Origin of the sequence: Methylobacter tundripaludum, from assembly GCF_002934365.1 — a bacterium.
Lineage (GTDB): Bacteria > Pseudomonadota > Gammaproteobacteria > Methylococcales > Methylomonadaceae > Methylobacter_A > Methylobacter_A tundripaludum_A.
The window spans coordinates 51,901-77,889 of sequence record NZ_PTIY01000001.1 but is presented as its reverse complement, the minus strand read 5'-3'; the positions used below and the strand labels follow the sequence as shown (position 1 = coordinate 77,889).

Below are 25,989 nucleotides of genomic sequence, written 5' to 3'. Positions count from 1 at the left end.
CCTGTTCCCCACGGTATCGCCAGTCGCCAAAACGGAGGAATGTGATAACCGGGCTGGATTGGAACGCGTGAGCAAGAAGGCCGTATCCCTTGCTCACGCGATTGCCGTTAACCTTTTCCCGGCAGCATGCCGACCGAGCCGGGTTTGATGCGTTTGCAGGTAACAATCACATCCTCCAGGTGGCACTGGCTTTTTCCTTGGTTGGCGCCGGTGCAGGGTGTGCAGGTAGCCTTGCCTTCATCCTTCACGGCTTCGACATGCCAGCCGTAACCTTGCGTTTGACAAAATGTCTTGGAGAATCGGGTGATGTTGTAAGGTTTTGCCGCCGTTTCCTTGGCCTCGGACTCTACGGCGCAGCCCGGCGAAGGCAGTGTGTTAGCCATCAGGTCCCGATAAATATATTCTGTCGAAGATGCTGTTCCCGAAAAAAAAGCTAATGCCATCGAAAGGCATAGTAAATTAAGTCTCATGGTTCTCTCCTGGTTATCATTTTAAGTAGCGTGTGTTTGCGTTGAGCTTGACGAGAACGATTTTCAGTTGTCCAGTTTGGTTCTCGTGGCAGGGTATTATTCTCCGCCGCTCAAGACCCGTATATTCATCTGGGCAGCCTCTTCCTCCAGCTGTTGTTTGATCGGCGCGAATTTTTCGGTTTCGCTTTGCTTGACCATTGCAATGGTCACCAGCAAAGCCAATACGGTGCCGCCGACATAAAACCAGAATTTGTCTTTTGTTTGTGCTTCTTCGTTCATTTGTTATACCTTCTTGTCTGTTAAATCATCAATGGATAAGCGCCAAGGTTGATGTAAAAAGTAATATCAACGTTGGAACTGATTTCTCCTTGAGGCCTCCTCTATGCTACTTCACCCGGATATTTTGAATTCTCGGCGCTTGAGCTTCCGCGTGTAGGCGCGGAGGCAGGGGTGACGAGCAAATATCTTCTTTTTGTATAGTAGCGGATCAATACTATAAAAGAAGGTCAAGATAGCTGTCAATTAAATATCGATTCGATACAAGAATGCATCCAGAACTGCACCGTGTAGTAAATTCTGCGATAATAAAAAATAAGCTTTCTATCTATAAATTGCCGGTCTGATGCCGGTTATAACTCTTTATTCAACAACGCATCCATGAACGAAAAAACAGCATTCAAACCTTGTGATCTGGTTATCTTTGGCGCTTTGGGCGATTTATCCCGCCGCAAGCTGCTTATTTCATTGTTTCGGCTTGAAAAAGCCGGTTTGATTGAAGCCGGCACTCGCATCATAGGGATAGATCAACACGAGAATGACAGTTCGGGATTTGTCGGGATCATCCATAAAAGTTTGCGGGAGTTTTTAAACGAAGCAATTGATGAACAGGTATGGGCAAGGTTTTCGGCGCGGTTTTCCTACCTGAAAATAGATTTAACCCAACTGGATCAATACCAATTGCTGAATACTGTCATTGATGGACAGTCCAGGGTGATGGTCAATTACTTCGCGGTGGCGCCTTTTTTATTCACCAGTATTTGTCAGGGGCTGGCTAAGTGCGGGGTTTTGAATGAAGAATCGCGCATGGTCATGGAAAAACCGATAGGGCACGATCTTAAATCTTCAAAAGACATTAATGACGCGGTTGCCGAGGTGTTCAGCGAAAAGCAGGTCTACCGCATCGACCATTATCTGGGTAAGGAGACGGTGCTCAATTTATTGGCGTTACGCTTTGCCAATTCCATTTTTACGACCAACTGGAATCACAATACCATCGATCATATTCAGATTACCGTCGCGGAAGAAGTCGGTATTGAAGGACGCTGGGATTATTTCGACAAAACCGGCCAGCTGCGCGACATGCTGCAAAACCATTTGTTGCAGATTCTGACCTTTGTGGCGATGGAGCCGCCGATTAATCTGGAAGCGCAAAGCATACGCAATGAAAAAATAAAAGTGCTGTCCGCGCTACGTCCCATTACCCCGGAAAACGTCAAACAAAAAACCGTTCGTGGACAGTATACGGCGGGGGAGATCAACGGCAAGCCGGTGCCGGGCTATCTTGAAGAGGAGGGCGCTAATACTGAAAGCACCACTGAGAGTTTCGTCGCCTTGAAAGTGGCCATTGATAATTGGCGCTGGGCTGGCGTGCCGTTTTACCTGCGTACCGGAAAACGCATGAAATATAAACGCACTGAAATCGTCGTTAATTTTAAGCAGCAGCCGCATAACATTTTTAAAGACAGCTTTGCCGATTTGCCGTCGAATAAGCTGATCATTCACTTGCAGCCGAATGAAGGCGTGGAAATTCAGATACTCAACAAAATACCGGGTATCGATGAAAATATTAAATTGCAAAAAACCAAGCTGGACTTGAGTTTTTCCGATACCTTCAAAAACAGCAAGATTTTCGGCGGTTATGAGAAATTGGTGCTTGAAGCGATGCGCGGCAATCCCACGCTATTTCTTAGCCGCGAGGAGATTGAGCAGGCCTGGACATGGATCGATTCGATACAGGATGCCTGGGCGCATTTGGATGCTATACCGGCCCCCTATCCTGCCGGTACTTGGGGGCCTAAGGCTGCCGACAAGTTAATTGCGAGGGACGAAAGGGCCTGGGAAGATGAAGCCGAAAAATCAAGTTAAAGGTATTGTCGCCACTTAACGTAGATAGTAAGGAATCACGTACACTCCAGCTTGGTGGCGCGTACAGGCAACTAACTCGGTTAAAATAATATAAAAATTTTTACCATGAAGAGCATGAAGGACACGAAGAAATGAAACTTCACGCTCTTCATGGTGAATAAAAACTCTTAAACTCAACGAACATCATCTCTTTTTGGGGTGAATCGCAAAAACCGAAAACTTGACCGTCCAGATTATAAAAGGAACAGCTATGCATCCTGTATTAGAAAAAGTGACTAATGAAATTATCGAGCGCAGCCGTGAAACTCGCTCAGCCTATCTGGCGCGTGTCGATGCGGCTGTAAAACAGGAGCCGCACCGCGCCGAGCTTGCCTGCGGCAATTTGGCTCATGCTTTCGCCGCTTGCGGAGCCGGAGAAAAAGTCGATTTAACCGGGCATAAAAAAGCCAATATTGCGATTATCTCTTCTTATAATGACATGCTGTCGGCGCATGAACCGTACAAAGACGCGCCTGCGCTGATCAAGGCCGCCATCAAGGAGGCGGGCGGCGTCGCCCAGTTTGCGGCCGGCGTACCGGCGATGTGCGACGGCGTCACCCAAGGCCGTCCCGGCATGGAGTTGTCGTTGTTCAGCCGTGACGTGATTGCGATGGCTACGGCGATCGGTTTAAGCCACAACATGTTTGACGGCGCATTGTATTTGGGCGTCTGCGACAAGATTGTGCCGGGACTGCTGATCGGCGCGCTGAGTTTCGGCCATTTGCCCGCCGTGTTCGTACCGGCAGGACCTATGCCCAGCGGTCTGGCCAATAAAGAAAAAGTACGCATCCGCCAGCTTTACGCCGAAGGTAAAATAGGGCGTAAAGAACTGCTGGAGTCCGAATCCGCGTCCTATCACAGCGCCGGTACCTGTACGTTCTACGGTACCGCGAACAGCAACCAGATGATGGTTGAGATTATGGGACTGCATCTGCCCGGCAGTTCGTTCATCAACCCTTATACGCCGTTGCGCGATGAACTGACCGGAGCCGCGGCCAGACAGGTGTTGAAATTTACCGCGCTGGGCGATGACTTCCGTCCGATTGGACACATGATCGATGAAAAAGCGATTGTGAATGCGATTGTCGGTTTACTGGCGACCGGCGGTTCGACCAATCACACGATCCATCTGGTCGCGATTGCGCGCGCGGCAGGCGTTATTATCAACTGGGATGATTTTGACAAGCTGTCCAGAGCGGTGCCGTTGCTGACCCGCATTTATCCGAATGGTCAGGCGGACATCAATCACTTCCAAGCCGCCGGCGGTATGGGCGTACTGATTGCCGAACTGTTAAAGAACGGCCTGTTGCATGAGGACATTCTGACCGTAGCAGACCAACGCGGCATGAACAGTTATCATCAGGAACCCAAGCTGGTTGACGGCAAGTTGATCTGGGAGCCTTGCCCCGAAGCTTCTTTGGATGCGGAAGTGATCAGCACGGTCGCCAAACCTTTTGCAGCCGGCGGCGGCTTGCATGTGATGCACGGCAATTTGGGGCGCGGCGTATCGAAAGTGTCTGCGGTCGCGGAAAAACACCAGATCGTTGAAGCGCCTGCGATGGTGTTCGATGACCAGGACGATGTAGTCGCGGCCTTCAAGCGCGGCGAATTGGAGAAGGATGTTATCGTGGTGCTCCGCTTCCAGGGGCCGAAATCCAACGGCATGCCCGAACTGCACAAACTGACGCCGCCTCTGGGCGTGTTGCAGGATAAAGGTTTCAAGGTGGCGTTGGTGACCGATGGACGGATGTCCGGCGCTTCGGGTAAAGTCCCCTCAGCCATCCACATGTGTCCCGAGTGCGAGGAAGGCGGCCCGTTGGCGAAAGTGCGTACCGGCGACGTCATTTACCTGAATACCCAAACCGGCGAAGTCAACGTAAAGGTGGATGCGGCTGAATTCGATGCCCGCATTCCAGACGCCAACAGCGCCAAAGGCCATCATTTCGGCATGGGCCGGGAATTGTTCGGCGGCTTCCGCCAGGGTGCGTCTTCAGCCGAAACCGGCGCCTGCAATCTGTTTGTTGCCGATTAATAACTATAAAAATAAGGTAAGACAATGACTAAAAATAACTGGAAAATTCAACCTGCTGAAGTTTTAAACGCCGGTCCGGTGATGCCTGTAATGGTCATCCAGAACCTGGAAGATGCGGTTCCTCTGGCGCAAGCCTTGGTTGCAGGCGGCATTAAAGTATTGGAAATAACCCTGCGCACTCCGATAGCGCTTGATGCGATCAGGCTGATCAGCCGGGAAGTCAAGGACGCGATTGTCGGCGCAGGCACCATTACCACGCCGGAACAATTAAGAGCGGCGGAAGAGGCCGGGGCCGTTTTTGCGATTAGCCCGGGATTGACGCCGAAGCTTTTAGCCGCCGCCAACGACGGAAATATCGCATTGATACCCGGCATAGCGACGCTGTCGGAGCTGATGCTGGGGATGGAGTACGGGCTGGATCATTTTAAATTCTTTCCGGCCGAAGCGGCGGGCGGCATACCGATGCTGAAATCTATCGCAGGGCCTGTCCCGAAGGTGACGTTTTGTCCGACGGGCGGCATTTCGCCGGAAAATTACAACAGTTACTTGCAGTTAAGCAATGTTGCCTGCGTAGGCGGATCATGGCTGGTGCCTGCGGATGTGGTAAAATCAAAAAACTGGGCTAGGGTGACTGAACTGGCAAAACAGACCATAGACAAGGTTGTTTCGGTTTAATTAGCTTGTTCTTTAAAATACTGGCCGGGATCAATCATTCAATCGGCTTGGTAAATCTGGAGTTTTCCCGTTGCCAAGCCTGTTGATGACGCTACGGACTATGTTCAAAACTGAGAAAAACCATGACTAAACTGCGCACTGCTACCTTAAATGAGAAAACTCAGTCTTTATGTGAGTTGCCTATTTTATCTGGAACTATTGGCCCCGATGTAGTCGACATCCAAACGCTGTACCAGAAGACCGGCATGTTTACCTATGACCCCGGTTTTACTTCGACGGCCAGTTGCAGTTCATCGATAACGTACATAGACGGTGAAAAAGGGGTGCTGCTGTATCGCGGTTATCCTATCGAGCAGCTTGCAGAACATTGCACTTTTTTGGAAGTTTGCTATCTGCTGCTGAATGGCGAATTGCCCACGCCTGATGAAATGCAGCAGTTCGAAGGCACCATCACCATGCACACGATGGTGCATGACCAGCTGACCAATTTTTTTAAAGGCTTTCGCCGCGATGCGCATCCGATGGCGATTATGGTGGCTGTCGTTGGCGCATTGTCAGCGTTCTATCATGACGCGTTGGACATTAAATCGAAAAGAGATCGTGACATCAGCGCGATCCGTCTGATCGCCAAAGTACCGACCATCGTGGCGATGTGTCATAAATACAGTACCGGCCTGCCGTTTATGTATCCGCAAAACAAGTTGAGCTACGTTGAAAACTTTATGCGGATGATGTTGGGTACGCCTTGCGACGATTTCCTGCCCAACCCGGTGCTGGTCAAAGCGCTGGACAGAATTTTGATCCTGCATGCCGATCATGAGCAAAATGCTTCGACGTCAACGGTGCGTTTGGCGGGTTCCAGCGGGGCGAATCCCTATGCCTGCATTACTGCCGGGATCGCATGCCTGTGGGGGGCGGCTCATGGCGGCGCCAATGAAGCCGTGCTGAACATGTTGGAGGAAATTGGCGATGTCTCGAATATCACTAAGTTTATCAACAAGGCCAAGGATAAAAACGATTCGTTCAGGCTGATGGGGTTCGGTCATCGGGTTTATAAAAACTATGATCCGCGCGCCAAACTGATGCGCGAAACCTGTCATGAAGTGCTGACGGAACTCGGCTTGCATGACGACAAAATATTTAAATTGGCTTTGGAACTGGAGCGTATTGCGCTTGAAGACGAGTACTTCATCGAGAAAAAGCTCTATCCGAACGTCGATTATTATTCCGGCATCGTGCTGCATGCCTTAGGCATTCCGACCAATATGTTTACCGCGATGTTTGCGATGGGGCGAACCGTGGGCTGGATTTCCCATTGGGATGAAATGATCGCGGACCCGGAACAAAAAATAGGGCGGCCAAGGCAGCTTTATACCGGCGCAACAAAACGCGATATACCGCCGCAGCATATCAAGCGGGGTTAATTACCCGTCACCATGACGGCGCGAAGAAAAATCGTGTCTTCATGGCTTCTCACTGTGATTTGAAAATTGAATTAATAAACACTGAAAGGTGTTGTATCTCTTCAATGCAAAGATTATGCGCTATCAGGTAATCATGCCATTCGATGCTGTAACCCATCGATTTTAATGCATCGAACGCGGCTTTTCCGTCCTCGATCGCCATGACGGGATCGAGGACGCCGTGGCCCATAAATATCGGCATGGCGTTATTGGCGGCGGAGCGTTCTGTTTTTAACTGTTCGATGGTCGGCAAATAAGCCGACAGCGCAATAATCGCGGCCAATTTAGTCCGGCATTTTAGTCCGGCATGAAGCGCAATGACTCCGCCTTGGGAAAATCCCGCCAGTAAAATATGGGGCGATGGGATGCCCTTGTCGATCTCCCGCTGGATCAGCGGTTCAATCAAGTCGGCCGATTGATAGACGTCGTCAATATTGATTTTGCGTTGCGGCGACATCTCCAGAATGTCGTACCAGGAGCGCATGGACATTCCGCCATTGACAGTGACGGGCTGAATAGGCGCATTGGGAAAAATGAAATGGATATTTTCTTGCGCGGCTAAATGCAGCTCGGGAACCAGTCCTTCAAAATCATGACCATCCGCGCCTAGTCCATGCAGCCATATCACCGAATATCGGTGTTCTGATTCAGGCTGTATCTCGATGGTGCTCAATTTTCCTGAATTCATAAGTTTCTCCAAGGTAGGTAATGGCGTTAATGCCAGGGATTGCCGGCAAATTTCGGCAAATCGGGATTCATAGTGTCCCATGGCTGGGCGTCTGCCACCCATATATCTTTTTGCGGCTGAAAAATGCCGGGATCGTCAAGGGTCGTCGCAGCGACCGGCCTGATGCCGGTAAAGGCGCTGTTTCTGCCGAACAGCGAGGTCCCGCAGTTCTGGCAAAAGCCGCGATAAACCGTGTTGCCGCTGGCTGCAATCGTGGCATATTCTTTATAGTCGCCGGTTATGGCCAAGGCTGAGGTCGGAACAAACATGCCTGCAAAATAGGGTGCTCCAATCGCTTTTTGGCAGGTTCGGCAATGACAGTTGAAGCCGCCGATGGGGTAGGCGGATATTGCATAGCGGACTGCGCCGCAAAGGCAGCCGCCGGTGATTGGAAGCTTCATGCTTTTCTCCTTGAGAGTTTGCCGGCAAATCTTAGTACAATAGAGCGGGCTTACTTTAACAACGCGCGGTCATGGTTAATGCTGGACGATCTCATTCTAATCGCTTTACTGCTGGTCGGATACCTGTACTGGTTTAACGGGCAGCTGGTCAAAGAACTGGCGCTGAAAGCAGTCAGGGCGCATTGCCTGAATGTGGACGTGCAAATGTTGGATGAGTATGTCGCCTTAAACGGCGTCCGGTTGAAAAGGGACCAAGCAGGGAAAATGAGGTTGCAACGGACGTTTTTGTTTGAGTTTTCTTCAACCGGGAATGAACGCTATAACGGGATTTGTACTATGCTGGGGCGGAGAGTTGAGTCCATTCAGATGGAGCCGTACCGGTTTGAGGAATTCTGAAGAAATGATTTTTGTGGAGGATGTGTGAATCAATGTTCAGTATGCGGTCATCAGCGTAATGACCGTGATGTAAAATGCCCGGAATGCGGCAGTTTTTACTCGAAAATTGCCGAGATTATCGCCGAGCAGGAGGCTCTGGAGGAAATGCAAACATTTCGCGGGCGGTGTAAAAAAATTCTTGCTTCGGATGATGTGAAGCAGGCATTGCTGTCCGAACTGAAGTTGGCGTGGGCCGGCTTGACTAAAACAGGCGTGTTTGCGCTTTTTGTTATTTTCGTCTTTGTGTTTGCTCTGGTCGTTTCCGTTTTATAGAAAATAAGCGGGGATGACCGTTTTTTGATGTGCCTGTTAAGCTGTTAACTTGCCGGAAACAGCTTAGGAACGTGCATGAAATAACTTGGGCAAGTTTTATTTTTCATTTTTTAACCATGAAGGACATGAAGCGGCATGAAAGGTTTAAGTCTTCATATCCTTCATGCTCTTCATGGTAATTGCCTAAATTAATTTATGCACGATCCTTAACTAAGGCAGTGCGTCTGGAATTTCCGCGAACGTGTTATTTTTCCAGTAGATCAAGCTTTCCTTCTTTGCCATTCCACTCGTCGGCATCCGGTAAAGCCGATTTTACTTCGGTAATGGTGGGCCATGTTTTGGCTAGCTCTGCATTTAATGCGATAAAGCCTTCTTGTCCTTCCGGCAGTTCATCTTCCGAGAAAATCGCATTGGCAGGGCATTCGGGTTCGCATAATGTGCAGTCGATACACTCATCCGGGTCAATAACCAGAAAGTTAGGGCCTTCATGAAAGCAATCTACAGGGCATACATCTACACAATCAGTAAATTTGCATTTAATACAGTTTTCGGTAACTACAAAAGCCATAATTATTTCCAGGAAAGTTGGTTTAATTTAAAAAGGTATTCTAGCAGAAAGCATTGTACGATTGAATGCCGAGTTTATTAAAGGCTTTATTTAAGTGGGGTTGAGCGGAGTCTTGCTAACGGGGCCATAAAACTTATTTTGCGCTTGCCGAATTAAATAAAGACAAAAATATGCCTTTTTGGCTGCTGATTTTTCGTTGTTGGGCGTTTTCTAAGGCGAGTCTTGCTTCAGCCTTGAGTTGATTGTCGGCAAAAAGTTGTTCTGTTCGGGCCGGTGTGGCGCTTGCCTTTTTAAAATAAATAGCCGCATCGTTGGGCTTGTTCTGTTGCAACAGAAACTCGCCGTAAAAATAGTTGGCATCAATGCTGTCGGGATTAATTTTGAGAGCCGCTTCAAGCATTTGTTTGGCGGCATCGTCATCGCCGAATGAGATCGGCCATTTAGGCGCCATATAATAAAGTGTGCCTAAGGTTACATAGGCCGACCCGCCCATGGTTTTCGGGTCGATTTTAAGCGCCTTGAGCAGCAAGTCACGCGCTTCTTGAATGGCGCTAAGTGCGGAAAAAGCATCTTGATGGTCGGCATAAGTCGCCTTGATTACGGCTTGCCAGTAAATAGCTTCGGCAGCGTTCGGATATTGCCGGATTAAATTCGTCGTTTTGTCGAGCAGCTGAACATAAGCCGGACCCTGTTCGCTCTGGGGCGTTTTGTAGTAGATAGACGTCCATTCAGCCTCAATGTTTTTTAAAGAATCTTTAAGATTCTCTGCAAAGCATTGGGCCGATGACAGTAGCAATAAAACAACAAGAAATAATTTTTTCATGTTGCGAATATAGAACAAAACTCATTATATTTCAATATGTGTATGAAATATTTAGTCTTCGCGCCATTCAGAATAAGGGTGTATTGCGAGATTGTTGTTGTAATAACGCAAATCTCCGGTAACCTCCTGACCGAGCCAGAGCGGTTTTGCAAAGGATTGTCCTGTTTCGTCCAATTCAATTTCTGCGACTATCAAGCCCTGATTATCGCCTTCAAACTCATCTATTTCCCAAAGATTGCCATCATCAGTAACGAAATGACGGGTTTTTTCGATTAACGGTTTTCTGCAAAGAGTATTTAATATTTCATTTGCATCGGTCAGCGGAATTTCATATTCGTATTCATGCCGGTGAGTGCCGATGGTCGCCGTTTTGATATTCAGCCAAGCATGGTCGTCACTGGTTCGCACCCTAATTGAGCTGGTTGGCTGGGAGCTTAAATAGCCTTGCCGGTATTTTATCGAGCGGCTAATGTGTTGACGCCAGTCTGCGCTGGCGAGCAGGAATTTGTGTTCTATTTCTATAGCCATGACTGGATTTCCTTGCAGTGGGTTATACAATGAGGGGAAGGCGGATTATAAGATTACTTTGTAAGGCGGTAACCCATTAGGCAGCGTTACAAAGTTAAAGTTTTAGATGATCCCGGCTGCGCCGGTCATGTGTCGATCGATGCCGGTGTCATCGAAAATATGGATAAGCGGTTCTGTCCGCTATGCAGCTCCGGGTGTCTTGTTTTGCCGGTCGGCTAATGAAAAAAAGTATCGTCCTCGCTGTCGTTTTCCAGCGATACGGACTGTCCGGGAATCCTCTTTTCTTCCATTGCCCATTCTCCCAAGTCTATCAATTTACAACGCTCGGAGCAGAAGGGTTTGGAGAGCTGTTCTGGAACCCAGGGCACCGGACAGCCGCAGTTGGGGCATTTTACGATAAGCGGTTTGTCGGATGCCGGCATCAGAAGAGGCAGCAGGTTAAGGCAAAAGGAATGTCGTCAGGGCTTTGCGATGGCCTTTTGTTGTCGGAAGACGGCACCATGAAACGGATGGTGCAGCGGTGTTTGCCGCCGCTGATTTCTGCAAAACAGTGTATGGATTTATCCAGGCTTACTTTAAGCAGTTGATGAGGCTGGTTGGTGTCCAGCAAAAATTGAAAAAAACCGGCCTCCGCAACCTCTTGAGTCGGTGAACTGCAATTCCGTATAAAATTAAGGATCAGGTCTATTGCGGTACGAATGTCGGCAAACGGGCTGCTCCAGTGTTGCATATCTTTTAAGCGGGTGGCTTCGTCCTGTTCCAGCCAATAATGGAATTCGGGTAAATCAAAAGAACAGGTTCCGCCGGGGATGGAGCTGCGTTGGGCTATGCTCTGGAATAGGTCGCTTTCCATGACATGGGTGCCTATTTTTCCGTTAGTGGCGTAGAGTTTTTTGCTGGTTTGACTTAATGTGTCGAGCAGTTCTTCCAGTTTCAGGGTGTCGACGCCTTGATTATGGGCGATTTTATTCAGTACGTTGGCATGGCGATCCAGTTCCTTCAGAATTTCCGATTTTAAGTCGTTGCGCCTGAAAATCGTCATGATGTCGAGCAATATGCTAATCGCCGCGCGTTTGTCTGCGACGGTCTCCCCGGTTAAAAAATGATTGAATTGTTGGAAAAGCTGTTCTAACCGTATGAAAACCCGGATGCGTTCATTGAGTGGAAATTCATAGGTAATGGTGGTGTTCACAGACAAGTTAATCCCGGAAATCTCTTAATGAAAGGTACAAATTGTGCAGTTTTTTTACCTGTTCTGCAAGTCTATAATCCGCGCCCGAGTTATCAATCAGGTCGTCGGCTTTTGCTTTCCTGGTTGCCCGCGATACCTGGCTGTCAATTATCGATTGTATCCGTTCAACAGCGATCTTATCCCGAGTCTTAACGCGTTCAATCTGCATTTCGACAGGGCAGTCGATAACAAGTATCCGGTCAACAAGATGCGCCATGCCGGTTTCGAATAATAAGGGGATACTTACAATACAATACGGAGCGGTCAGTTGTTCAAGTTCCGTTTGTAGGGTTTTAAAGATTAACGGGTGCAATATCGATTCAAGTTTTTGTTTCTGCCCGAGATCTGAAAAAACACGCTCTCTGAGTTTTTTTCTATTTAACGAACCGTCCGGGTTCAGGATGTCCGCGCCAAATTCCTGCCGAATTTGAACCAGGGCGGGTTGGCCTGGTTCGACCAGCCGGTGGGCTATTTCGTCGGCATCAAGTACCGGGATATTGAAGTCGGCGAAAATTTTGGCAACAGTTGATTTTCCACAGCCTATGCCGCCGGTTAATCCGACTTTTAGCATGATTTTACAGACCTATGCTTGTCAAATAGAGCCGGTTGAGTTCATTCCCCCATAACAGCGCGATCCAGCCGGCGACAGCCAGATAGGGGCCAAAGGGGATGGGTACGTTGCGATCGTGTTTGACAAAAATGATCATGCCGATGCCGATGACCGCGCCGACCAGCGATGATAATAAAATAATGATCGGCAAGTACTGCCAGCCCAGCCAGGCGCCGAATAAAGCCAGCAATTTGAAATCGCCGTAACCCATGCCTTCTTTGCCGGTCGCCAGTTTGAACAAGTGGAAAACAGTCCAAAGCGCCAGATAGCCGGCAACAGCGCCGATAATACTGGTGCGGGAATCGGCGAATATATTAAACAGGCTCAGGCACATGCCCAACCAAAGCATCGGCAGGGTGATGGAGTCCGGCAGTAACTGATGGTCAATATCGATAAAGATTAACGCAATCAACGACCACGTCAGCAGCAGCGCAAAACCGGCCTGTGGCGTGTAGCCAAAATGCCAGGCCACGATGGTTGATGCTATCGCCGTGAGAGCTTCAATGATCGGATAGCGCATTGAAATGTGGCAACCGCAAGTTGCACATTTGCCTCTTAGGAAAAGGTAGCTGATGACCGGAATATTCTGGTAAGGCTTGATCGGCGTATTGCAGCCGGGACAGCGGGATAATGGGAAAACCAGGTTGAACGGCTCTTCGGCCTGGTTTGCTTCCGTGATCTGTTGCAGGTATTCCTCGCATTCCTTGCGCCATCCCCGCTGCATCATTATCGGCAATCTGTAGATAACAACATTGAGAAAACTGCCGACAAGCAAGCCGATAACGGCGGACAGAGCCGGAAATAAAGTAGGTGTGTTTATGAGCTGCTGCATCTGTATTTTTTGAGTAGTGTTCTGCCGGAGCAATTTAAAAAGGCGGATGGGTCTTTATGTTGTTTAATTGACATTTCTTGGTAGGGGCGGCAATTAGCCGCCGACTGCCGAACCCATTTTAAATATCGGCAAATACATCGCGACAACCAAGCCGCCGACTAAAGTGCCTAAAATAACCATAATGATAGGTTCCATTAAACTGCTTAAGTTATCGACAAGATTATCGACTTCTTCGTCGAAAAAATCAGCGACTTTCAACAGCATATTGTCCATGGAGCCCGATTCCTCGCCGATAGCCACCATCTGTATCACCATGTGCGGCCAAAGCCCTGATTGCTGCATCGCAAATTGCAGTCTCTGTCCGGTCGCCACTTCTTCGCGCATTTTTAAAACGGCTTCGGTGTAGATAATATTGCCGCAGGCGCCGGCAACCGATTCCAGCGCTTCTACTAAGGGGACGCCTGCCGCCGACATGGTTGCCAAGGTCCGGGCAAAACGCGCAACGGCGGACTTATGTAGAATGATGCCGACTATCGGTAACTTCAGCAGAGCTTTATCCAGAAAGTGGTTGAATGGCCTGGATCGTTTCTTAAAATAGCCGAATGTGTAAACGGTGCCGACAACAATGCCGACAACAACATACCACCACGCCTGCATCCATTCCGACATGGCGACAACCATTTTAGTGAAAGCCGGCAAATCCGCGCCAAAGCTTTTAAACATGTCGGCAAATACGGGTACGACAAAAATCAGCAGGATGGTGGTGACGATAAAGGCGACGACGATTACTGCGATCGGATAGGTCAGCGCCTTTTTGATCTTTTTCTTCATCGACTCGGTTTTTTCTTTGTAGGTGGCGATCTTATCCAGCAGCGTTTCCAGTACGCCGGCCTGTTCGCCTGCGGCAACCAAGTTACAAAATAATTCATCAAAATACAGCGGTCTTTTGTTAAGCGCTTCGGCCAGGGTGTCGCCGCCCTCAATATCGGCCTTGATGCCCAGCAGCAGGTCCTGCATGCTGGCATTGTCGTGGCCTTTGCCGACAATATCGAATGATTGAACCAAGGGTACGCCGGCGCTGAGCATGGTGGCTAATTGCCGGGCAAAAACGGCTATATCGCCTGGAGTGATTTTCTGGACTCTTTCGGTGAATAACGGTTTGGGTTTTTTCTTGAATTTAATAACCCGATAGCCCTGCCGCCGCAGCTCGGTTTTTGCAATGATTTCGCTTTTTGCAGAGATTGTTCCTCCGGCTTTCTTTTTGTTTTTGTCGGTTCCTTCCCAGACGAAATCTATTTGTTCAGTTTGCTCGGCCATGTCTATTCCTTGGTGATGCGATCGATTTCTTCCAGGCTGGTTATGCCCATGCGGACTTTGTTTAATCCTGACCGGCGCAAATCATTAAAGCCTTCGGCCAAGGCGCACTCCGCCAGTTGATCGGTATTCCCCCCGTTCAATATCAGTGTGCGCATTTTGTCGGTCAGCGTCAGGACTTGATAAATACCGACCCGGCCTTTATAGCCGTTGGTGCAATGTTCGCAGCCTACCGCACTATAGATTTTAAGATCGCGCAACTCTTCTGGTTTAAAGCCGGCAGCGAGAAGTACCTTATCGGGAAGGTCGGCAGGGATTTTGCAGTGTTCGCAGAGCCGTCGGCCCAAACGTTGCGCCATAATCAAATTAACCGCAGACACAATGTTGAACGCCGGTATGCCCATTTGCAGCAGCCGGTTCAATGTTTGCGGCGCGTCGTTAGTGTGCAGGGTTGATAGTACCAAATGTCCGGTTTGTGCGGCTTTAACGGCGATTTCGGCTGTTTCCAGGTCGCGAATTTCCCCCACCATGATGATGTCTGGATCCTGCCGTAAAAAAGCGCGCAAAGCGCTGGCGAAAGTCAGGCCGGCTTTAGGATTCATATTGACCTGGTTGATGCCTTCCACAGTAATTTCCACAGGGTCTTCGGCCGTGGAAATATTGCGCTCCATGGTATTGAGGATATTCAAACCGGTATAGAGCGAAACTGTTTTGCCGCTGCCCGTAGGCCCCGTTACCAGCACTAAACCGTAGGGCTTGTTAATGGCCTCAAGGAAAATCCGTTGTTGTTCCGGCTCAAAACCCAGCTTTTCGATACCCAACTGGGCGCTGGTAGGGTCCAAAATACGCAGCACGACTTTTTCCCCGAACAGCGTAGGGCAGGTATTGACCCGGAAATCAATCGCGCGATTCTTGGATAAGGTCATTTTGATACGGCCGTCTTGCGGAACCCTGCGTTCGGCAATATCCATTTTGGACATAACCTTGATGCGGGAGATGAGTCTGCCAGCGATACTGGGCGGCGGCGAAGCGACTTGGCGCAGCATGCCGTCCGACCTGTAGCGGATGCGGAAAGTTTTTTCGTAGGGCTCCATATGGATGTCGGATACCCCCTGTTTTATCGAATCCAGCAGTATTTTGTTTACATAGCGGACAATCGGCGCGTCATCAATATCCGAATTAATGTCAGCTTTAGTCGTATCTTCTTCGCCGCCGGTGATTTCCAGATTGTCCAGATCCTCATCCAGCATATCCGTCATCGACGTATCGGCGGCTTCCAAGGAGGCTTCGATAGCTTTGGTCAGTTTGTCTTCTTCAACCAGAATGGCTTCGGGATTAAGACGGCTGTGAAACTTGATGTCGTCCAGCGCGTGAAAGTCGGTCGGATCGGAGACAGCGACAAACAGTGTTTTGCCTCTGGCGAACAGGGGCAGTACATGGTATTTGCGGATCAGTTTTTCACTGACCAGGTTTATAGGCAGCCTGCGGAAGTCAATGGCGTCCAAATCCAGAAAAGGTATGCCGAATTCTTGCGAGGCCTGGGACGCCAAGGCTTTGCTGTGGATGAGCTGATGGCTGACTAGATAGCGTATTAACGGAATCTGGTTTTTTTTCGCTTCCTGGCTATGAATTTGCGCATCGCTCTCAGTCAGCAAGCCTTTTTCAATCAAGCATCGGGTAAGACCGCTAAATGGTAAATTTGTCGATGCTGTAGTCATATGATGATGGCTTTGTCGGTTTTTTACGCAAATATAGGCGAAAAAGGAGGAGGGTACAAGGCGAAAGGCTAAAGGCTAAAGGCGAAAGGCTAGGAGGCTTCCCTTTGCCTTTCGCCCTTCGTCTTTTGCCGGTTTTTCTTATAAAGCCCGAATTTTACGTTGCTGCTCCTCAAGATTGTTCAGCATCGAGCGCAAATCAGCCAGTTTGGCTTTTTCTTTATCGATGACTTCCGGCGGCGCTTTGTCGACAAACGCCGGGTTATTTAACTTGCCTTCAACTCTGGGCAGGTCATTATGGATTTTTTGTATTTCCTTTTCCAATCGCGCCAGCTCCGCTTCCTTGTCGATTAAGCCCGCCATCGGAATCAGGATTTTCATCTCGCCAACCAAAGCAATGGCCGACTCCGGCGCGCGATCATGAGGCGTTAGCCAGGTAATCGAATGCAGCTTGCCCAATTTTTGCAAGTAAACCCGGTTGTTGTTCAGGCTATGCTGATCGGCAAGAGAGCCGTTTTGCAGAAATATCGGCAGCGGCTTGCTGGGGGCGATATTCATTTCTCCGCGAATGCGGCGCACACCCAGAATAAAGTTCATCACCCAGCTGGTTTCGGCGATAGCGTTGTTGTCGATTTGCGTTTCATCGGCAACCGGGTAAGGCTGCAACATGATGGTATCCGCCTCAATCCCTGTTAGAGGCGCAACGCGTTGCCAGATTTCTTCGGTGATAAACGGCATGATCGGATGGGCCAAACGCAGAATCGATTCCAAAACCGTCAGCAGGGTTTTGCGCGTGCCGCGTTGCAGCGCCTCATCACTGGATTGCAGGGATATTTTCGCCAGTTCCAGATACCAGTCGCAGTATTCATTCCAGGTAAACTCGTAAATGGCCTGCGCGGCCAAGTCGAAGCGGTAGTTGTCGATCGCGTTGCTGGTTACGGCCGTTACCTGATGCAGCCGGGACGTAATCCAGCGATCCACCTGGCTGTATTTGCAAGGAGCGCCGGATAAACCGGTATCGTGGCCCTCGGTGTTCATCAGCACGTAACGCGCCGCGTTCCAAAGCTTGTTGCAGAAATTGCGATAACCCTCGGTACGGGCAAGATCAAAGCGAATATCGCGGCCGGTAGATGCCAGCGAAGCAAAGGTAAAACGCAGTGCATCGGTGCCGTATGACTGAATGCCGTCCGGGAAATGTTTGCGCGTATCCTGCTCGATTTTCTTTGCCAAATGCGGCTGCATCATGCCGGAAATACGTTTTGCAACCAGAGATTCCAAGTCAATGCCGTCGATGATGTCGATCGGGTCGAGCACGTTGCCTTTGGATTTGGACATTTTTTGCCCTTCCGCATCGCGCACCAAGCCGTGGATGTAGACTTCCTTGAACGGCACTTCGCCCTGGAATTTCAGCCCCATCATGATCATCCGCGCGACCCAGAAGAAAATGATGTCAAAACCGGTCACCAGTACGCTGGTCGGGTAATGTTTGGCCAGTTCCGGGGTTTGTTCAGGCCAGCCCAGCGTGGAAAAGGGCCACAATGCCGATGAGAACCAGGTATCCAGCACATCTTCGTCCTGCTTAAGCGGATAGTCGGCGGGCAGGTCGTGCTTGGCGCGGATGTCCTGCTCGGAATTGCCGACGTAAACATTGCCGAGCTCGTCATACCAGGCCGGGATGCGGTGTCCCCACCAGATTTGCCGGGAGATGCACCAGTCCTGGATATTGCGCATCCATTCAAAATATGTGTTTTTCCAGTTGTCGGGCACAAACTTGATGTCGCCGTTTTCAACGGCCGCAATCGCAGGTTCCGCCAGCGGTGCTACCCTGACATACCACTGGTCGGTCAAGAAGGGCTCTATCACGCTGTTAGTGCGGTCGCCGCGCGGCACCATCAATTTGTGGTCGGCGATTTTTTCCAGCAAGCCTGCCGCATCGAGATCGGCGACGATTTGTTTACGCGCTTCAAAGCGGTCCAGGCCGCAGTATTTGGCTGGAATCAGATTGTTATCGCCTTCACCGTTGTCGCGTATCGCTGCGTCAACGGTAAACAGGTTAATCAAGCCGCCATGCGGCAAGTCCTGGATAACCGAGTTATGCCGGTGGCGCGTCCAGACTTCGTAATCGTTAAAATCGTGAGCAGGGGTGATCTTGACGCAGCCGGTGCCGAATTCAGGATCGACGTATTCATCGGCAATAATCGGAATTCTGCGGCCGGTTAGCGGCAGCTCCACGAATTCGCCGAGCAGGTGTTTATAACGTTCGTCATTAGGGTGTATCGCAACCGCCGCATCGCCGAGCATGGTTTCAGGGCGGGTCGTGGCGACGATCAAATGCCCATGACCGTTCGACAACGGATAGCGCAGATGCCACATCGAGCCGTTTTCTTCTTCCGACAATACTTCCAGATCGGAAACGGCGGTATGCAGAACAGGGTCCCAGTTGACCAGACGCTTGCCGCGATAAATCAGGCCTTCTTCATACAAGCGTATAAAGACTTCCTGCACCGCGTCGGACATGCCTTCGTCCATCGTGAAGCGCTCACGGTTCCAGTCCAGCGAAGAGCCCATGCGCCGCAACTGGCGGGTAATCGTACCGCCCGATTCTTCCTTCCATTGCCAGACTTTTTCCAGGAATTTTTCGCGGCCCAGATCATGACGGGTCTTGCCTTCGGCATTGCACAAGCGCTCCACCACCATTTGCGTGGCGATACCGGCATGGTCGGTACCCGGCTGCCATAAAGTGCTGTAGCCTTTCATCCGGTGATAGCGGGTCAGCGCATCCATGATGGTGTCCTGGAACGCATGGCCCATGTGCAGGCTGCCGGTGACATTGGGCGGCGGGATCATGATGCAGTAGGACTCGCCTTTTGGCTTGACCTCCGCCGAACCTGCTCCCGGCAGGTTTCCGGCATACACACCATCCTTGGCGGTCGCCGCGTCAGTTCCCGACTGACTTGCGGCATACACACCATCCCTGGCGGTAAAATAGCCTTTATCTTCCCAGGTTTGATACCAACGTTGTTCGATCGAATGAGGGGCGTATGTTTTTTCCATGGGTGCGTTATTGTGTTCGTGAAAGATTAGCTATTCTAGCAGGATTAAGACTGGTAATCAGGCTGATGGATTGGATTGTCGGTTCTGGAGCCATTTAGCAATATTGCTCCTTATTTTATTAAACCTGAGTGCATCAATAGTACCCAGTTTGCCAATAAGAATGTCTTCATCTACAACAGCCAGTCTACTTGCTCGTATCAGGCTCGGATGCTTTAAACCGGTTTGCTGGAAATCCGAGTCTCCCAAGTTAATAATTTCATCCAGTTCTGGAATCGCTTGATGAAGTTGGCTGGAAATCGTGCAGATAAGCCAATCATCAAATTTCCCAGGCAGTTTTCGAAGTATAAGGGCGGGACGAAGTTTTCCGTCTTTTTGATCCGTTTGAGGAAAACGAAAAAAAACAATCTGGCCTTCTGAGATCATCAGTATGTTTCTTTCAAATCAGTAACGGAATAATTGGAATCCTCATTTTCCATGCCTCTCATTGCGGATGCAATAGAAAAGCTATTCCAATTACTACTTTCTTCTTTTTCCGTTTTTAGTTTTAGGTATTCTACAAAATCAAGCACTTCCACCTGTTTGGATTCGGGTAGAGAGGCTACGGTTGTTAAGATTTTTTCTGACAAATTCATGTTTGCCTCCAGTTAAATCGATTTAATCTGATTTCAGCATAGACCGCAAATATATCGCTGCCGCCTTTAATCATCTGTGCTTAATAGGCGGCTTAGGATCGTGTATTTGCTACCAATCTTTATATGTAGTGACTTTCATGCCGGACTGTTGATACTGACGGTAACGGCTCCTGCCCGCTTCTTTGGTTGTTTCGCTGTTATCCAGTATTTCAAGGATGCGCTCGGTTTGCGGGGCTATGTCAGGATAGCGGGACGACAGGTTGAACAGGACTTTCTGCCAGTTCTCGGGCGCATCTAGCGAACCGATCAGGATGACTTGCTCAACTTCCGGTTGTTCGCCGGAGTACAGCTGGTGCGGAATAAAACTGCCCGCCCTGAAAGTCCAGAGCAGGTCGTCTATGATTCGGCTTTGTTCTGGCGAATCGGTCAGCACATAACAGTAACTGCCGCTACGGTAGGCTTTCTCGATCAGTTTGCAGGCGAACAGGTGCCTGTCCTGTAGCGATTCGGTCGGCAGTATGTAAAAGCTGACTTCAGCCACTTTATGTTCTATGAGTTGGCCCGGTTGATCAGGTATTGGCTTAATAACGGCACGGGGCGGCCGGTCGCGCCTTTGGTCGGGCCGGTGCGCCAGGCGGTGGCGGCAACGTCCAGGTGCGCCCAGCGGAACTTCTCGGCAAATCGGGCCAGAAAGCAGGCGGCGGTAATGGTGCCCGCGTCTTTGCCGCCGGAATTGCTCATGTCGGCGAAATTGGATTTAAGCAGCTCCTGGTATTCTTCCCAGAGCGGCAAACGCCAAGCGCTGTCGTTGGCGATTTCACCGGCCGCAACCAGATCGTTGCATAAGGCGTCGTCATTGCCGAGCACGCCCATGGCTACGCGGCCCAAAGCGACGCCAACCGCGCCGGTCAGCGTGGCGATGTCTATCACCAGCTCGGGGTTGTAGCGTTCCGCATAGGTCAGTGCATCGCAAAGCAGCAGGCGGCCTTCGGCGTCGGTATTAATTATTTCAATGGTTTTGCCGGACATGCTGGTCACAATATCGCCAGGTTTGTTGGCGGCGCCGTCGGGCATGTTTTCCGATGAAGGAATCAGGCCGACAATATTCAGCGGCAGTTGCATTTGCGCTACGGCGAGCAAGGTGCCCAGGACGGATGCGCCGCCGCACATGTCGTATTTCATTTCCTCCATGCCCGCTGCCTGTTTCAATGAAATGCCGCCCGCATCGAAGGTCAGGCCTTTGCCGATCAGCACGATAGGTTGGGCGTTTTTATCGCCGCCTTGATAACTCAGGGTGATAAATTTTGCCGGTTGACGGCTGCCGCGCGAGACCGACAGAAAAGAGCCCATGCCCAGAGACGCCATGTCGGATTCTTCCAAGATTTTCACGTCCAGGCTGGCGTATTTTTTACTTAATTCAATCGCCTGTTCGGCAAGATAGGTTGGCGTGCAGATGTTGCCCGGCAAATCGCCCAGATATTTGGTCAAATCCATGCCTTCGGCAACCGCCTTGCCTTGCAGCAACCCGGCATGGGCTGAAGCGCGTTCGGTTTCCGGCGCGGCAATGGAGATTTTTGCAATCCTGCTTTCGGTTTCTTTATCGGATTTGGTGTGGGTAAATTGGTACGCGGCATCATTAAAGACTTCGATGATATGCCGGGATTTCCATTGCCAGTCGCGGCCTTCAACCTCGCATTCGGCCAAGCTGCAAACGACCGATTTGATTTGCGGTTTTTTCAGGCTGTTGACAGCGGCGAGCAGGGCTTTTTTGTAGTTTTTGCCGGATAAAGGTTTATTTTCGCCCAATCCGACCAGCAATATGGATTCAATCTTGCTGCCGGGAATCGCATTGATTAACACGGTTTCGCCGTTTTTTCCGCTCAGGTCGCCGCGGCTGACGATTTTGTTAATCAGTCCGTCGGTGCTGTTGTTAAGCGCGGTTGCCGACGGGCTGAGTTGCTGGTCTTGATAAACACCGACAATAACACAATCGCATTGCAGTTCTTCTAATGGCGCGGTTTCTACTGAATAGTCCATGACTTGACTCGGTTATTTGTTGAATAGAGCGTTATCTTGAGCGGGCCGGAAAATAAGTCGCTACAAGATGGGCCGTTTAGCGGGGATTATACAACACAAATATTGGTTTTTGCTTGGGGAGGTAGGGTTGGCGGTAAAACCGGATTGAAGCCCTGGGTTTAATTAAGTCATTTCCAGATTGTCGCGTTAGCTAAAACGTTATGGGCTGGGTTACAATTCAGTTCTGGCGCAAGTGTCGTATTTGTTTCTACGCTATGTCTTGTTGGATATTTTAAGTTTAATGAAAACAATTAAGTAATGGATGTTATGGGGAATATACGACACAGCGGTTTTTTTATACGATATGTGATGTTGTATATATTACGTTAGACATCTCACGAAAGGAATGATGTGATTCCAATGCATGAAGATATTGAGCTTATTTTGGTACCAGCACCAAGCGATGCGCCCCCGTTTAGTTCAGAGTATCAAACAGAATTAAGAGAGTTTGCAAAGCAAGCTGGTGCTCGCAGCCAAAGAGCATTTGTGATGGATAGCATCTCTGGAGGTGGCGGTCCACTCGGGGAGTTTATCTTTGACAATGCAGGGACAGTTATTGTTGCTCTAACATCCATTTGTGGAATTTGGATAAGGGCGAAATACGGAAGAAAATTGAAATTAAAAGTCGGAAAGATTGTTGTCGAGGCCAACACCACGGAAGAAATTGAGTTACTGGTAAAGCAAGTCAAGACTATTCAAGATAAAAGCAAATGACCCTGTCTAACCCATCAGTCGAGAGAGACGCCGAAAAAGCGCGGCCCCCCCTCACTTTTACGTTATGCGTCTTGATCCGCACATGCTGAAACGACTATTGCTGGCAGTACTTCTGGCTGCCCCTTTTGCTGCTTGGGCATTCCTCAAGCCCGTTCGAGTCTTGGCTCCCGAGTGGAATAGTGTCTCGTGCGTAAGCGACATCATTTGCACAGACGATCCATCACGTTCTGTTGTCGCGTCGAATCTTTATGAGAGTGCCCGCCAATTTGTTGAAGCTGCAGTCGGCCCAATGGAACACAAGCCTCGCGTAGTCTTCTGCTCCACAGACAGTTGCTTCCAGTCGTTCGGTCTTGGCAGGCGGTCTGCTGCGACGCTTGGAGCAGTCGCTATCGTGGTTAGTCCTCGCGCGTGGCAGCCGCATTATGTCCGCCACGAAATGTTCCATCACGTTCAGAACGAACGGCTAGGTAGCCTCAAGGTGTGGATGGTCAGTCCCGAATGGTTTGTTGAGGGCATGGCCTATTCTCTCAGCGAAGACCCCCGTCCGGTACTGAGTGAGCCGTGGCAGCATGACCGAACTGAGTTCGAGGCTTGGTTTCGTCAGGTAGGCAAAGATCGTTTGTGGGAGGCTGCGGCGAATCTATGAAGTCAAGTAGGTCGGAATAAGGCCATCCAAGTGCGTAGCGCGAGGTGGCGTTTCCGGCGGATTCGCGTGGTATGTGCCGGAAACACCTATTTTCGCTACCGCTCAAACAGGCTTATTCCGGCCTACAAGGCAACTTGTCTTGGCTGCCAAGCATGGTAAACTGGACGCTAAATCAAAAGCAGGAGGTAAGCTGATGACTGCCATTACGTTTGATACCCATAAATTTGTTCGCACACTCAAGGATGCCGGTGTGCCGGAAAGCCAAGCCGAGGCTTTCTCGGAAGCGTTTAAAGAAGCGCAGGGCAAGCCGATCTGGCAACCAAACGCGACATCGATGATTTAAGGCGCGACATTGACGTTTTGCGTCATGATATGGATTCGCGTTTTATCCAAACGGAACAGCGGCTGGTCATTAAACTAGGCGGTCTGATGGCGTTTTCCATTGGTGTCGTTGCCGCTCTGGTTAAGCTGCTTTGAATAGGGCGGACGTGTAGTCAAGTAGGCCGGAATAAGGCCATCCAAGCGCGTAGCGCGAGGTGGCGTTTCCGGCGGATTCGCGCAGTGTGCGCCGGAAACACCCGTTTTCGCTATCGCTCAAACAGGCTTATTCCGGCCTACGGAACCTTCGATCCCTGTACGGCCAACACACCCGAACGCCCTTCCACTTCGCCCCAGACCAGCTCATGCCTGGGCAGCGCGGCGGTGTCAATGTCGGCGACATAATCTTCCAGCGTACCGATGTCATCCTCGGCTTGTTGCCACAGTTGCAGCAGCTTTTCCATAACCGGCAGCAATTTCATGCCTTCCAGTTCGGCATGCAAGGTATAGACATGGCCTTCCGGGGCGGGCTGGCGGCTGGCGGCGAATACCGATTCATGCACATTGGCTTCGGTTATGCCGTTGCAACCGAGCAGTTCGTCCAGCGTTGGCAGGGTGGTCGGTATTTGCGGGCATTGGAAGGTTTCGCCTTCCATTTGCGGGATAAACGGAGATTGGCCCCGGCAGTCGCTGGCATAGCGAAAACCCAATTGCTGCTCCAGTTGCAGCGCGTGTTTGTTCAACTGCCAGCCGGCCGCGCCGTGTACTGACGGCGGATGGCCGAAAATGCCCTGAAATGAATCGATGGCCGCCTGCATTTCTTTCCGGGTCCACTCGGCATCGCGGTTGGCGACAAAATCCTGCCAGCGGACGTGGTCGTAGCAATGGACGCCGACTTCATGCCCGGCCTGTTCGGCTTGGCGCATGATGTCGCGGCCCCGGCGGCCGATATGCGGGCCGGGAAGCAATGTGCCGTACAGCAGGGTTTTCAGTCCGTAGTGGCTCAGTACCGAGGTGCGTTGAACCTTGCTGAAAAATCCGGGGCGGAATGCCCGGCGCAGCGCCCGGCCGGTATGGTCGGGGCCGAGGCTGAACAGGAATGTGGCCTTTACGCCGTAGCGTTGATACAGATCCAGCAATGCGGGTACGCCTTCCAGCGTACCGCGCAGTGTATCTACGTCGACTTTCAGCGCGATTTTCATTGGTCGATCAGCGCCCTGGCGGCGGCAACTTCGTAGCTGTAGGCATCGAAAATATTGCGCAACGCGTTTTCCACGGTGACTTCAGGTTTCCAGCCCAGGTCATCGATGGTGTTGCCGATCCAGGGCACACGGGTTTTAACATCCTGATAGCCTTTGCCGTAGTATTCATTGGCGGTGGTATCGATTAATTCGACTTTGGCGGCCAGATCCTTATATTCGGGATGCTCTTTGGCGATTTTCAGCATCAGCTCGGCCAGTTCCCTGATGGACAGGTCGTTGGCCGGATTGCCGATATTGTAGATACTGCCGGTGGCCTTGCCGTTTTCATTTTTGATGATGCGCACCAGCGCATCGATACCGTCGCTGACGAAGGTGAAGCTGCGGCGTTGCTGTCCGCCGTCGACCAGTTTAATGGATTCGCCTCGGGCGATATGGCCCAGAAATTGGGTGACCACGCGCGAACTGCCTTCTTTCGGCGTATGGATGCTGTCGAGGCCGGGGCCTATCCAGTTAAAGGGTCTGAACAGGGTGTAATCGAAACCCTGTTCCTGCCCGTAAGCGCAGATAACCCGGTCCATCAATTGCTTGGAGCAGGAGTAAATCCAGCGCGGTTTGTTCATCGGCCCTAAGATCAGGTCGGATTCATAAGGATGAAACTCCTCGTCTTGGCACATGCCGTAAACTTCGGACGTTGACGGGAACAGCACGCGTTTTCTGTATTTTACGCAGGCGCGGATAATCGGCAGATTCGCCTCAAAATCCAGTTCGAATACCGCCAGCGGGCGGTTCACATAAGTGGCGGGCGTGGCGATTGCAACCAGCGGCAGGATCACGTCGCATTTTTTAATGTGATATTCCATCCACTCATGGTTAATGGTGATGTCGCCTTCAAAAAAATGGAAGCGTTCGTTGTCGCGGAAGGCTTCAACGCGGTTGGATTGCATATCCATGCCATAGACATGCCAATCGGTGGTTTCGAGTATGCGCTTTGAAAGATGGTGGCCGATAAAGCCGTTGACACCGAGTATGAGTACGTTCATAAGTTCCTGATGGGTTATATTAAAAA

Annotated in this window: 28 protein-coding genes; 8 read left to right on the top strand and 20 right to left on the bottom strand. The window is 50.3% G+C overall.

Going from position 1 to position 25,989, the window contains the following annotated elements; genetic code table 11:
- Positions 1–107: 107 nt before the first annotated feature.
- Together B0F88_RS00395 and B0F88_RS00390 are read right to left on the bottom strand one after the other, a co-directional pair.
- Complete coding sequence (locus tag B0F88_RS00395; RefSeq protein ID WP_104421969.1) at positions 108–470, bottom strand: hypothetical protein; 363 nt, start codon at positions 468–470, stop codon at positions 108–110.
- 96 nt (positions 471–566) lie between these two features.
- The gene (locus tag B0F88_RS00390; protein WP_104421968.1) at positions 567–749 is read right to left on the bottom strand and encodes a hypothetical protein; all 183 of its coding nucleotides are present in this window, start codon (positions 747–749) and stop codon (positions 567–569) included.
- A 378-nt stretch (positions 750–1,127) separates the two neighbouring features.
- Between B0F88_RS00390 and zwf the strand changes: the two genes are divergently transcribed.
- From zwf to gltA, 4 genes are all read left to right on the top strand, one after another.
- Entirely contained in the window at positions 1,128–2,615 is a 1,488-nt protein-coding gene (gene zwf / locus B0F88_RS00385) for a glucose-6-phosphate dehydrogenase (RefSeq protein WP_104421967.1), read from the top strand.
- 250 nt (positions 2,616–2,865) lie between these two features.
- Positions 2,866–4,686, top strand: a complete 1,821-nt coding sequence (gene edd / locus B0F88_RS00380; protein ID WP_104421966.1) for a phosphogluconate dehydratase — start codon at positions 2,866–2,868, stop codon at positions 4,684–4,686.
- Positions 4,687–4,710: 24 nt separating this feature from the next.
- Positions 4,711–5,361, top strand: coding sequence for a bifunctional 4-hydroxy-2-oxoglutarate aldolase/2-dehydro-3-deoxy-phosphogluconate aldolase (locus tag B0F88_RS00375; RefSeq protein ID WP_104421965.1), 651 nt, complete (start codon positions 4,711–4,713; stop codon positions 5,359–5,361).
- Positions 5,362–5,483: 122 nt separating this feature from the next.
- The gene (gltA, locus tag B0F88_RS00370; RefSeq protein WP_104421964.1) at positions 5,484–6,785 is read left to right on the top strand and encodes a citrate synthase; all 1,302 of its coding nucleotides are present in this window, start codon (positions 5,484–5,486) and stop codon (positions 6,783–6,785) included.
- Positions 6,786–6,834: 49 nt separating this feature from the next.
- On the opposite strand, the gene B0F88_RS00365 is transcribed toward gltA, so the two are convergent.
- Together B0F88_RS00365 and B0F88_RS00360 are read right to left on the bottom strand one after the other, a co-directional pair.
- Positions 6,835–7,512: an alpha/beta hydrolase gene (locus tag B0F88_RS00365; RefSeq protein WP_104421963.1), complete on the bottom strand. Its 678-nt coding sequence runs from the start codon at positions 7,510–7,512 to the stop codon at positions 6,835–6,837.
- Positions 7,513–7,538: 26 nt separating this feature from the next.
- Positions 7,539–7,952, bottom strand: coding sequence for a GFA family protein (locus tag B0F88_RS00360; protein ID WP_104421962.1), 414 nt, complete (start codon positions 7,950–7,952; stop codon positions 7,539–7,541).
- Between the two features lie 78 nt (positions 7,953–8,030).
- Here B0F88_RS00360 and B0F88_RS00355 point away from each other — a divergent pair, with 78 nt between their 5' ends.
- Both B0F88_RS00355 and B0F88_RS00350 read left to right on the top strand, forming a co-directional pair.
- Positions 8,031–8,348: a DUF3301 domain-containing protein gene (locus tag B0F88_RS00355; protein ID WP_104421961.1), complete on the top strand. Its 318-nt coding sequence runs from the start codon at positions 8,031–8,033 to the stop codon at positions 8,346–8,348.
- Positions 8,349–8,372: 24 nt separating this feature from the next.
- Positions 8,373–8,660, top strand: a complete 288-nt coding sequence (locus B0F88_RS00350) for a hypothetical protein (RefSeq protein WP_104421960.1) — start codon at positions 8,373–8,375, stop codon at positions 8,658–8,660.
- Positions 8,661–8,904: 244 nt separating this feature from the next.
- Here B0F88_RS00350 and fdxA read toward each other — a convergent pair whose 3' ends face one another.
- The 14 genes from fdxA to B0F88_RS00280 form a co-directional block, all read right to left on the bottom strand.
- Entirely contained in the window at positions 8,905–9,228 is a 324-nt protein-coding gene (fdxA, locus tag B0F88_RS00345) for a ferredoxin FdxA (protein WP_104421959.1), read from the bottom strand.
- Positions 9,229–9,361: 133 nt separating this feature from the next.
- Positions 9,362–10,051 carry a tetratricopeptide repeat protein gene (locus B0F88_RS00340; RefSeq protein WP_104421958.1) on the bottom strand — a complete coding sequence of 230 codons (690 nt, stop codon included), beginning with the start codon at positions 10,049–10,051 and terminating at the stop codon, positions 9,362–9,364.
- A 51-nt stretch (positions 10,052–10,102) separates the two neighbouring features.
- The gene (locus B0F88_RS00335; RefSeq protein ID WP_104421957.1) at positions 10,103–10,579 is read right to left on the bottom strand and encodes a CYTH domain-containing protein; all 477 of its coding nucleotides are present in this window, start codon (positions 10,577–10,579) and stop codon (positions 10,103–10,105) included.
- A gap of 215 nt (positions 10,580–10,794) precedes the next feature.
- Positions 10,795–11,001 carry a DNA gyrase inhibitor YacG gene (yacG, locus tag B0F88_RS00330; protein WP_104421956.1) on the bottom strand — a complete coding sequence of 69 codons (207 nt, stop codon included), beginning with the start codon at positions 10,999–11,001 and terminating at the stop codon, positions 10,795–10,797.
- Positions 11,001–11,771, bottom strand: a complete 771-nt coding sequence (zapD, locus tag B0F88_RS00325; protein ID WP_104421955.1) for a cell division protein ZapD — start codon at positions 11,769–11,771, stop codon at positions 11,001–11,003. Before zapD ends, yacG begins: the two co-directional genes overlap by 1 nt.
- Before the next feature lie 7 nt (positions 11,772–11,778).
- Positions 11,779–12,381 (bottom strand): dephospho-CoA kinase, encoded by a 603-nt coding sequence (coaE, locus tag B0F88_RS00320; protein WP_104421954.1) that lies wholly within the window; start codon positions 12,379–12,381, stop codon positions 11,779–11,781.
- Positions 12,382–12,385: 4 nt separating this feature from the next.
- Positions 12,386–13,252, bottom strand: coding sequence for a prepilin peptidase (locus B0F88_RS00315; protein WP_104421953.1), 867 nt, complete (start codon positions 13,250–13,252; stop codon positions 12,386–12,388).
- Between the two features lie 93 nt (positions 13,253–13,345).
- Positions 13,346–14,569 carry a type II secretion system F family protein gene (locus tag B0F88_RS00310; RefSeq protein ID WP_104421952.1) on the bottom strand — a complete coding sequence of 408 codons (1,224 nt, stop codon included), beginning with the start codon at positions 14,567–14,569 and terminating at the stop codon, positions 13,346–13,348.
- Positions 14,570–14,571: 2 nt separating this feature from the next.
- Positions 14,572–16,284: a type IV-A pilus assembly ATPase PilB gene (pilB, locus tag B0F88_RS00305; RefSeq protein ID WP_104421951.1), complete on the bottom strand. Its 1,713-nt coding sequence runs from the start codon at positions 16,282–16,284 to the stop codon at positions 14,572–14,574.
- A 138-nt stretch (positions 16,285–16,422) separates the two neighbouring features.
- Positions 16,423–19,335: a valine--tRNA ligase gene (locus B0F88_RS00300; protein ID WP_104421950.1), complete on the bottom strand. Its 2,913-nt coding sequence runs from the start codon at positions 19,333–19,335 to the stop codon at positions 16,423–16,425.
- Between the two features lie 57 nt (positions 19,336–19,392).
- Entirely contained in the window at positions 19,393–19,758 is a 366-nt protein-coding gene (locus B0F88_RS00295) for a type II toxin-antitoxin system PemK/MazF family toxin (protein WP_104421949.1), read from the bottom strand.
- Positions 19,758–19,967 carry a DUF2281 domain-containing protein gene (locus B0F88_RS00290; protein ID WP_104421948.1) on the bottom strand — a complete coding sequence of 70 codons (210 nt, stop codon included), beginning with the start codon at positions 19,965–19,967 and terminating at the stop codon, positions 19,758–19,760. Before B0F88_RS00290 ends, B0F88_RS00295 begins: the two co-directional genes overlap by 1 nt.
- 109 nt (positions 19,968–20,076) lie before the next feature.
- Positions 20,077–20,508, bottom strand: a complete 432-nt coding sequence (locus B0F88_RS00285; protein WP_104421947.1) for a DNA polymerase III subunit chi — start codon at positions 20,506–20,508, stop codon at positions 20,077–20,079.
- Positions 20,509–20,516: 8 nt separating this feature from the next.
- A complete protein-coding gene (locus B0F88_RS00280) occupies positions 20,517–22,004 on the bottom strand; it encodes a leucyl aminopeptidase (RefSeq protein ID WP_104421946.1) in 1,488 nt (495 codons plus the stop codon).
- Positions 22,005–22,403: 399 nt separating this feature from the next.
- On the opposite strand from B0F88_RS00280, the gene B0F88_RS00275 reads away from it, so the two are divergent.
- On the top strand, positions 22,404–22,757 hold the full coding sequence (locus B0F88_RS00275) for a hypothetical protein (protein WP_104421945.1): 354 nt from the start codon (positions 22,404–22,406) through the stop codon (positions 22,755–22,757).
- A 785-nt stretch (positions 22,758–23,542) separates the two neighbouring features.
- Positions 23,543–23,746, top strand: a complete 204-nt coding sequence (locus tag B0F88_RS19480) for a CCDC90 family protein (protein WP_219820733.1) — start codon at positions 23,543–23,545, stop codon at positions 23,744–23,746.
- A 271-nt stretch (positions 23,747–24,017) separates the two neighbouring features.
- Here the strand turns inward: B0F88_RS19480 and B0F88_RS00260 are convergent, their stop codons facing one another.
- Positions 24,018–24,923: a polysaccharide deacetylase family protein gene (locus tag B0F88_RS00260; protein WP_104421944.1), complete on the bottom strand. Its 906-nt coding sequence runs from the start codon at positions 24,921–24,923 to the stop codon at positions 24,018–24,020.
- On the bottom strand, positions 24,920–25,963 hold the full coding sequence (locus B0F88_RS00255; protein ID WP_104421943.1) for a bifunctional UDP-4-keto-pentose/UDP-xylose synthase: 1,044 nt from the start codon (positions 25,961–25,963) through the stop codon (positions 24,920–24,922). The genes B0F88_RS00260 and B0F88_RS00255 overlap by 4 nt, the downstream gene beginning before the upstream one ends.
- Between the last annotated feature and the right edge of the window lie 26 nt (positions 25,964–25,989).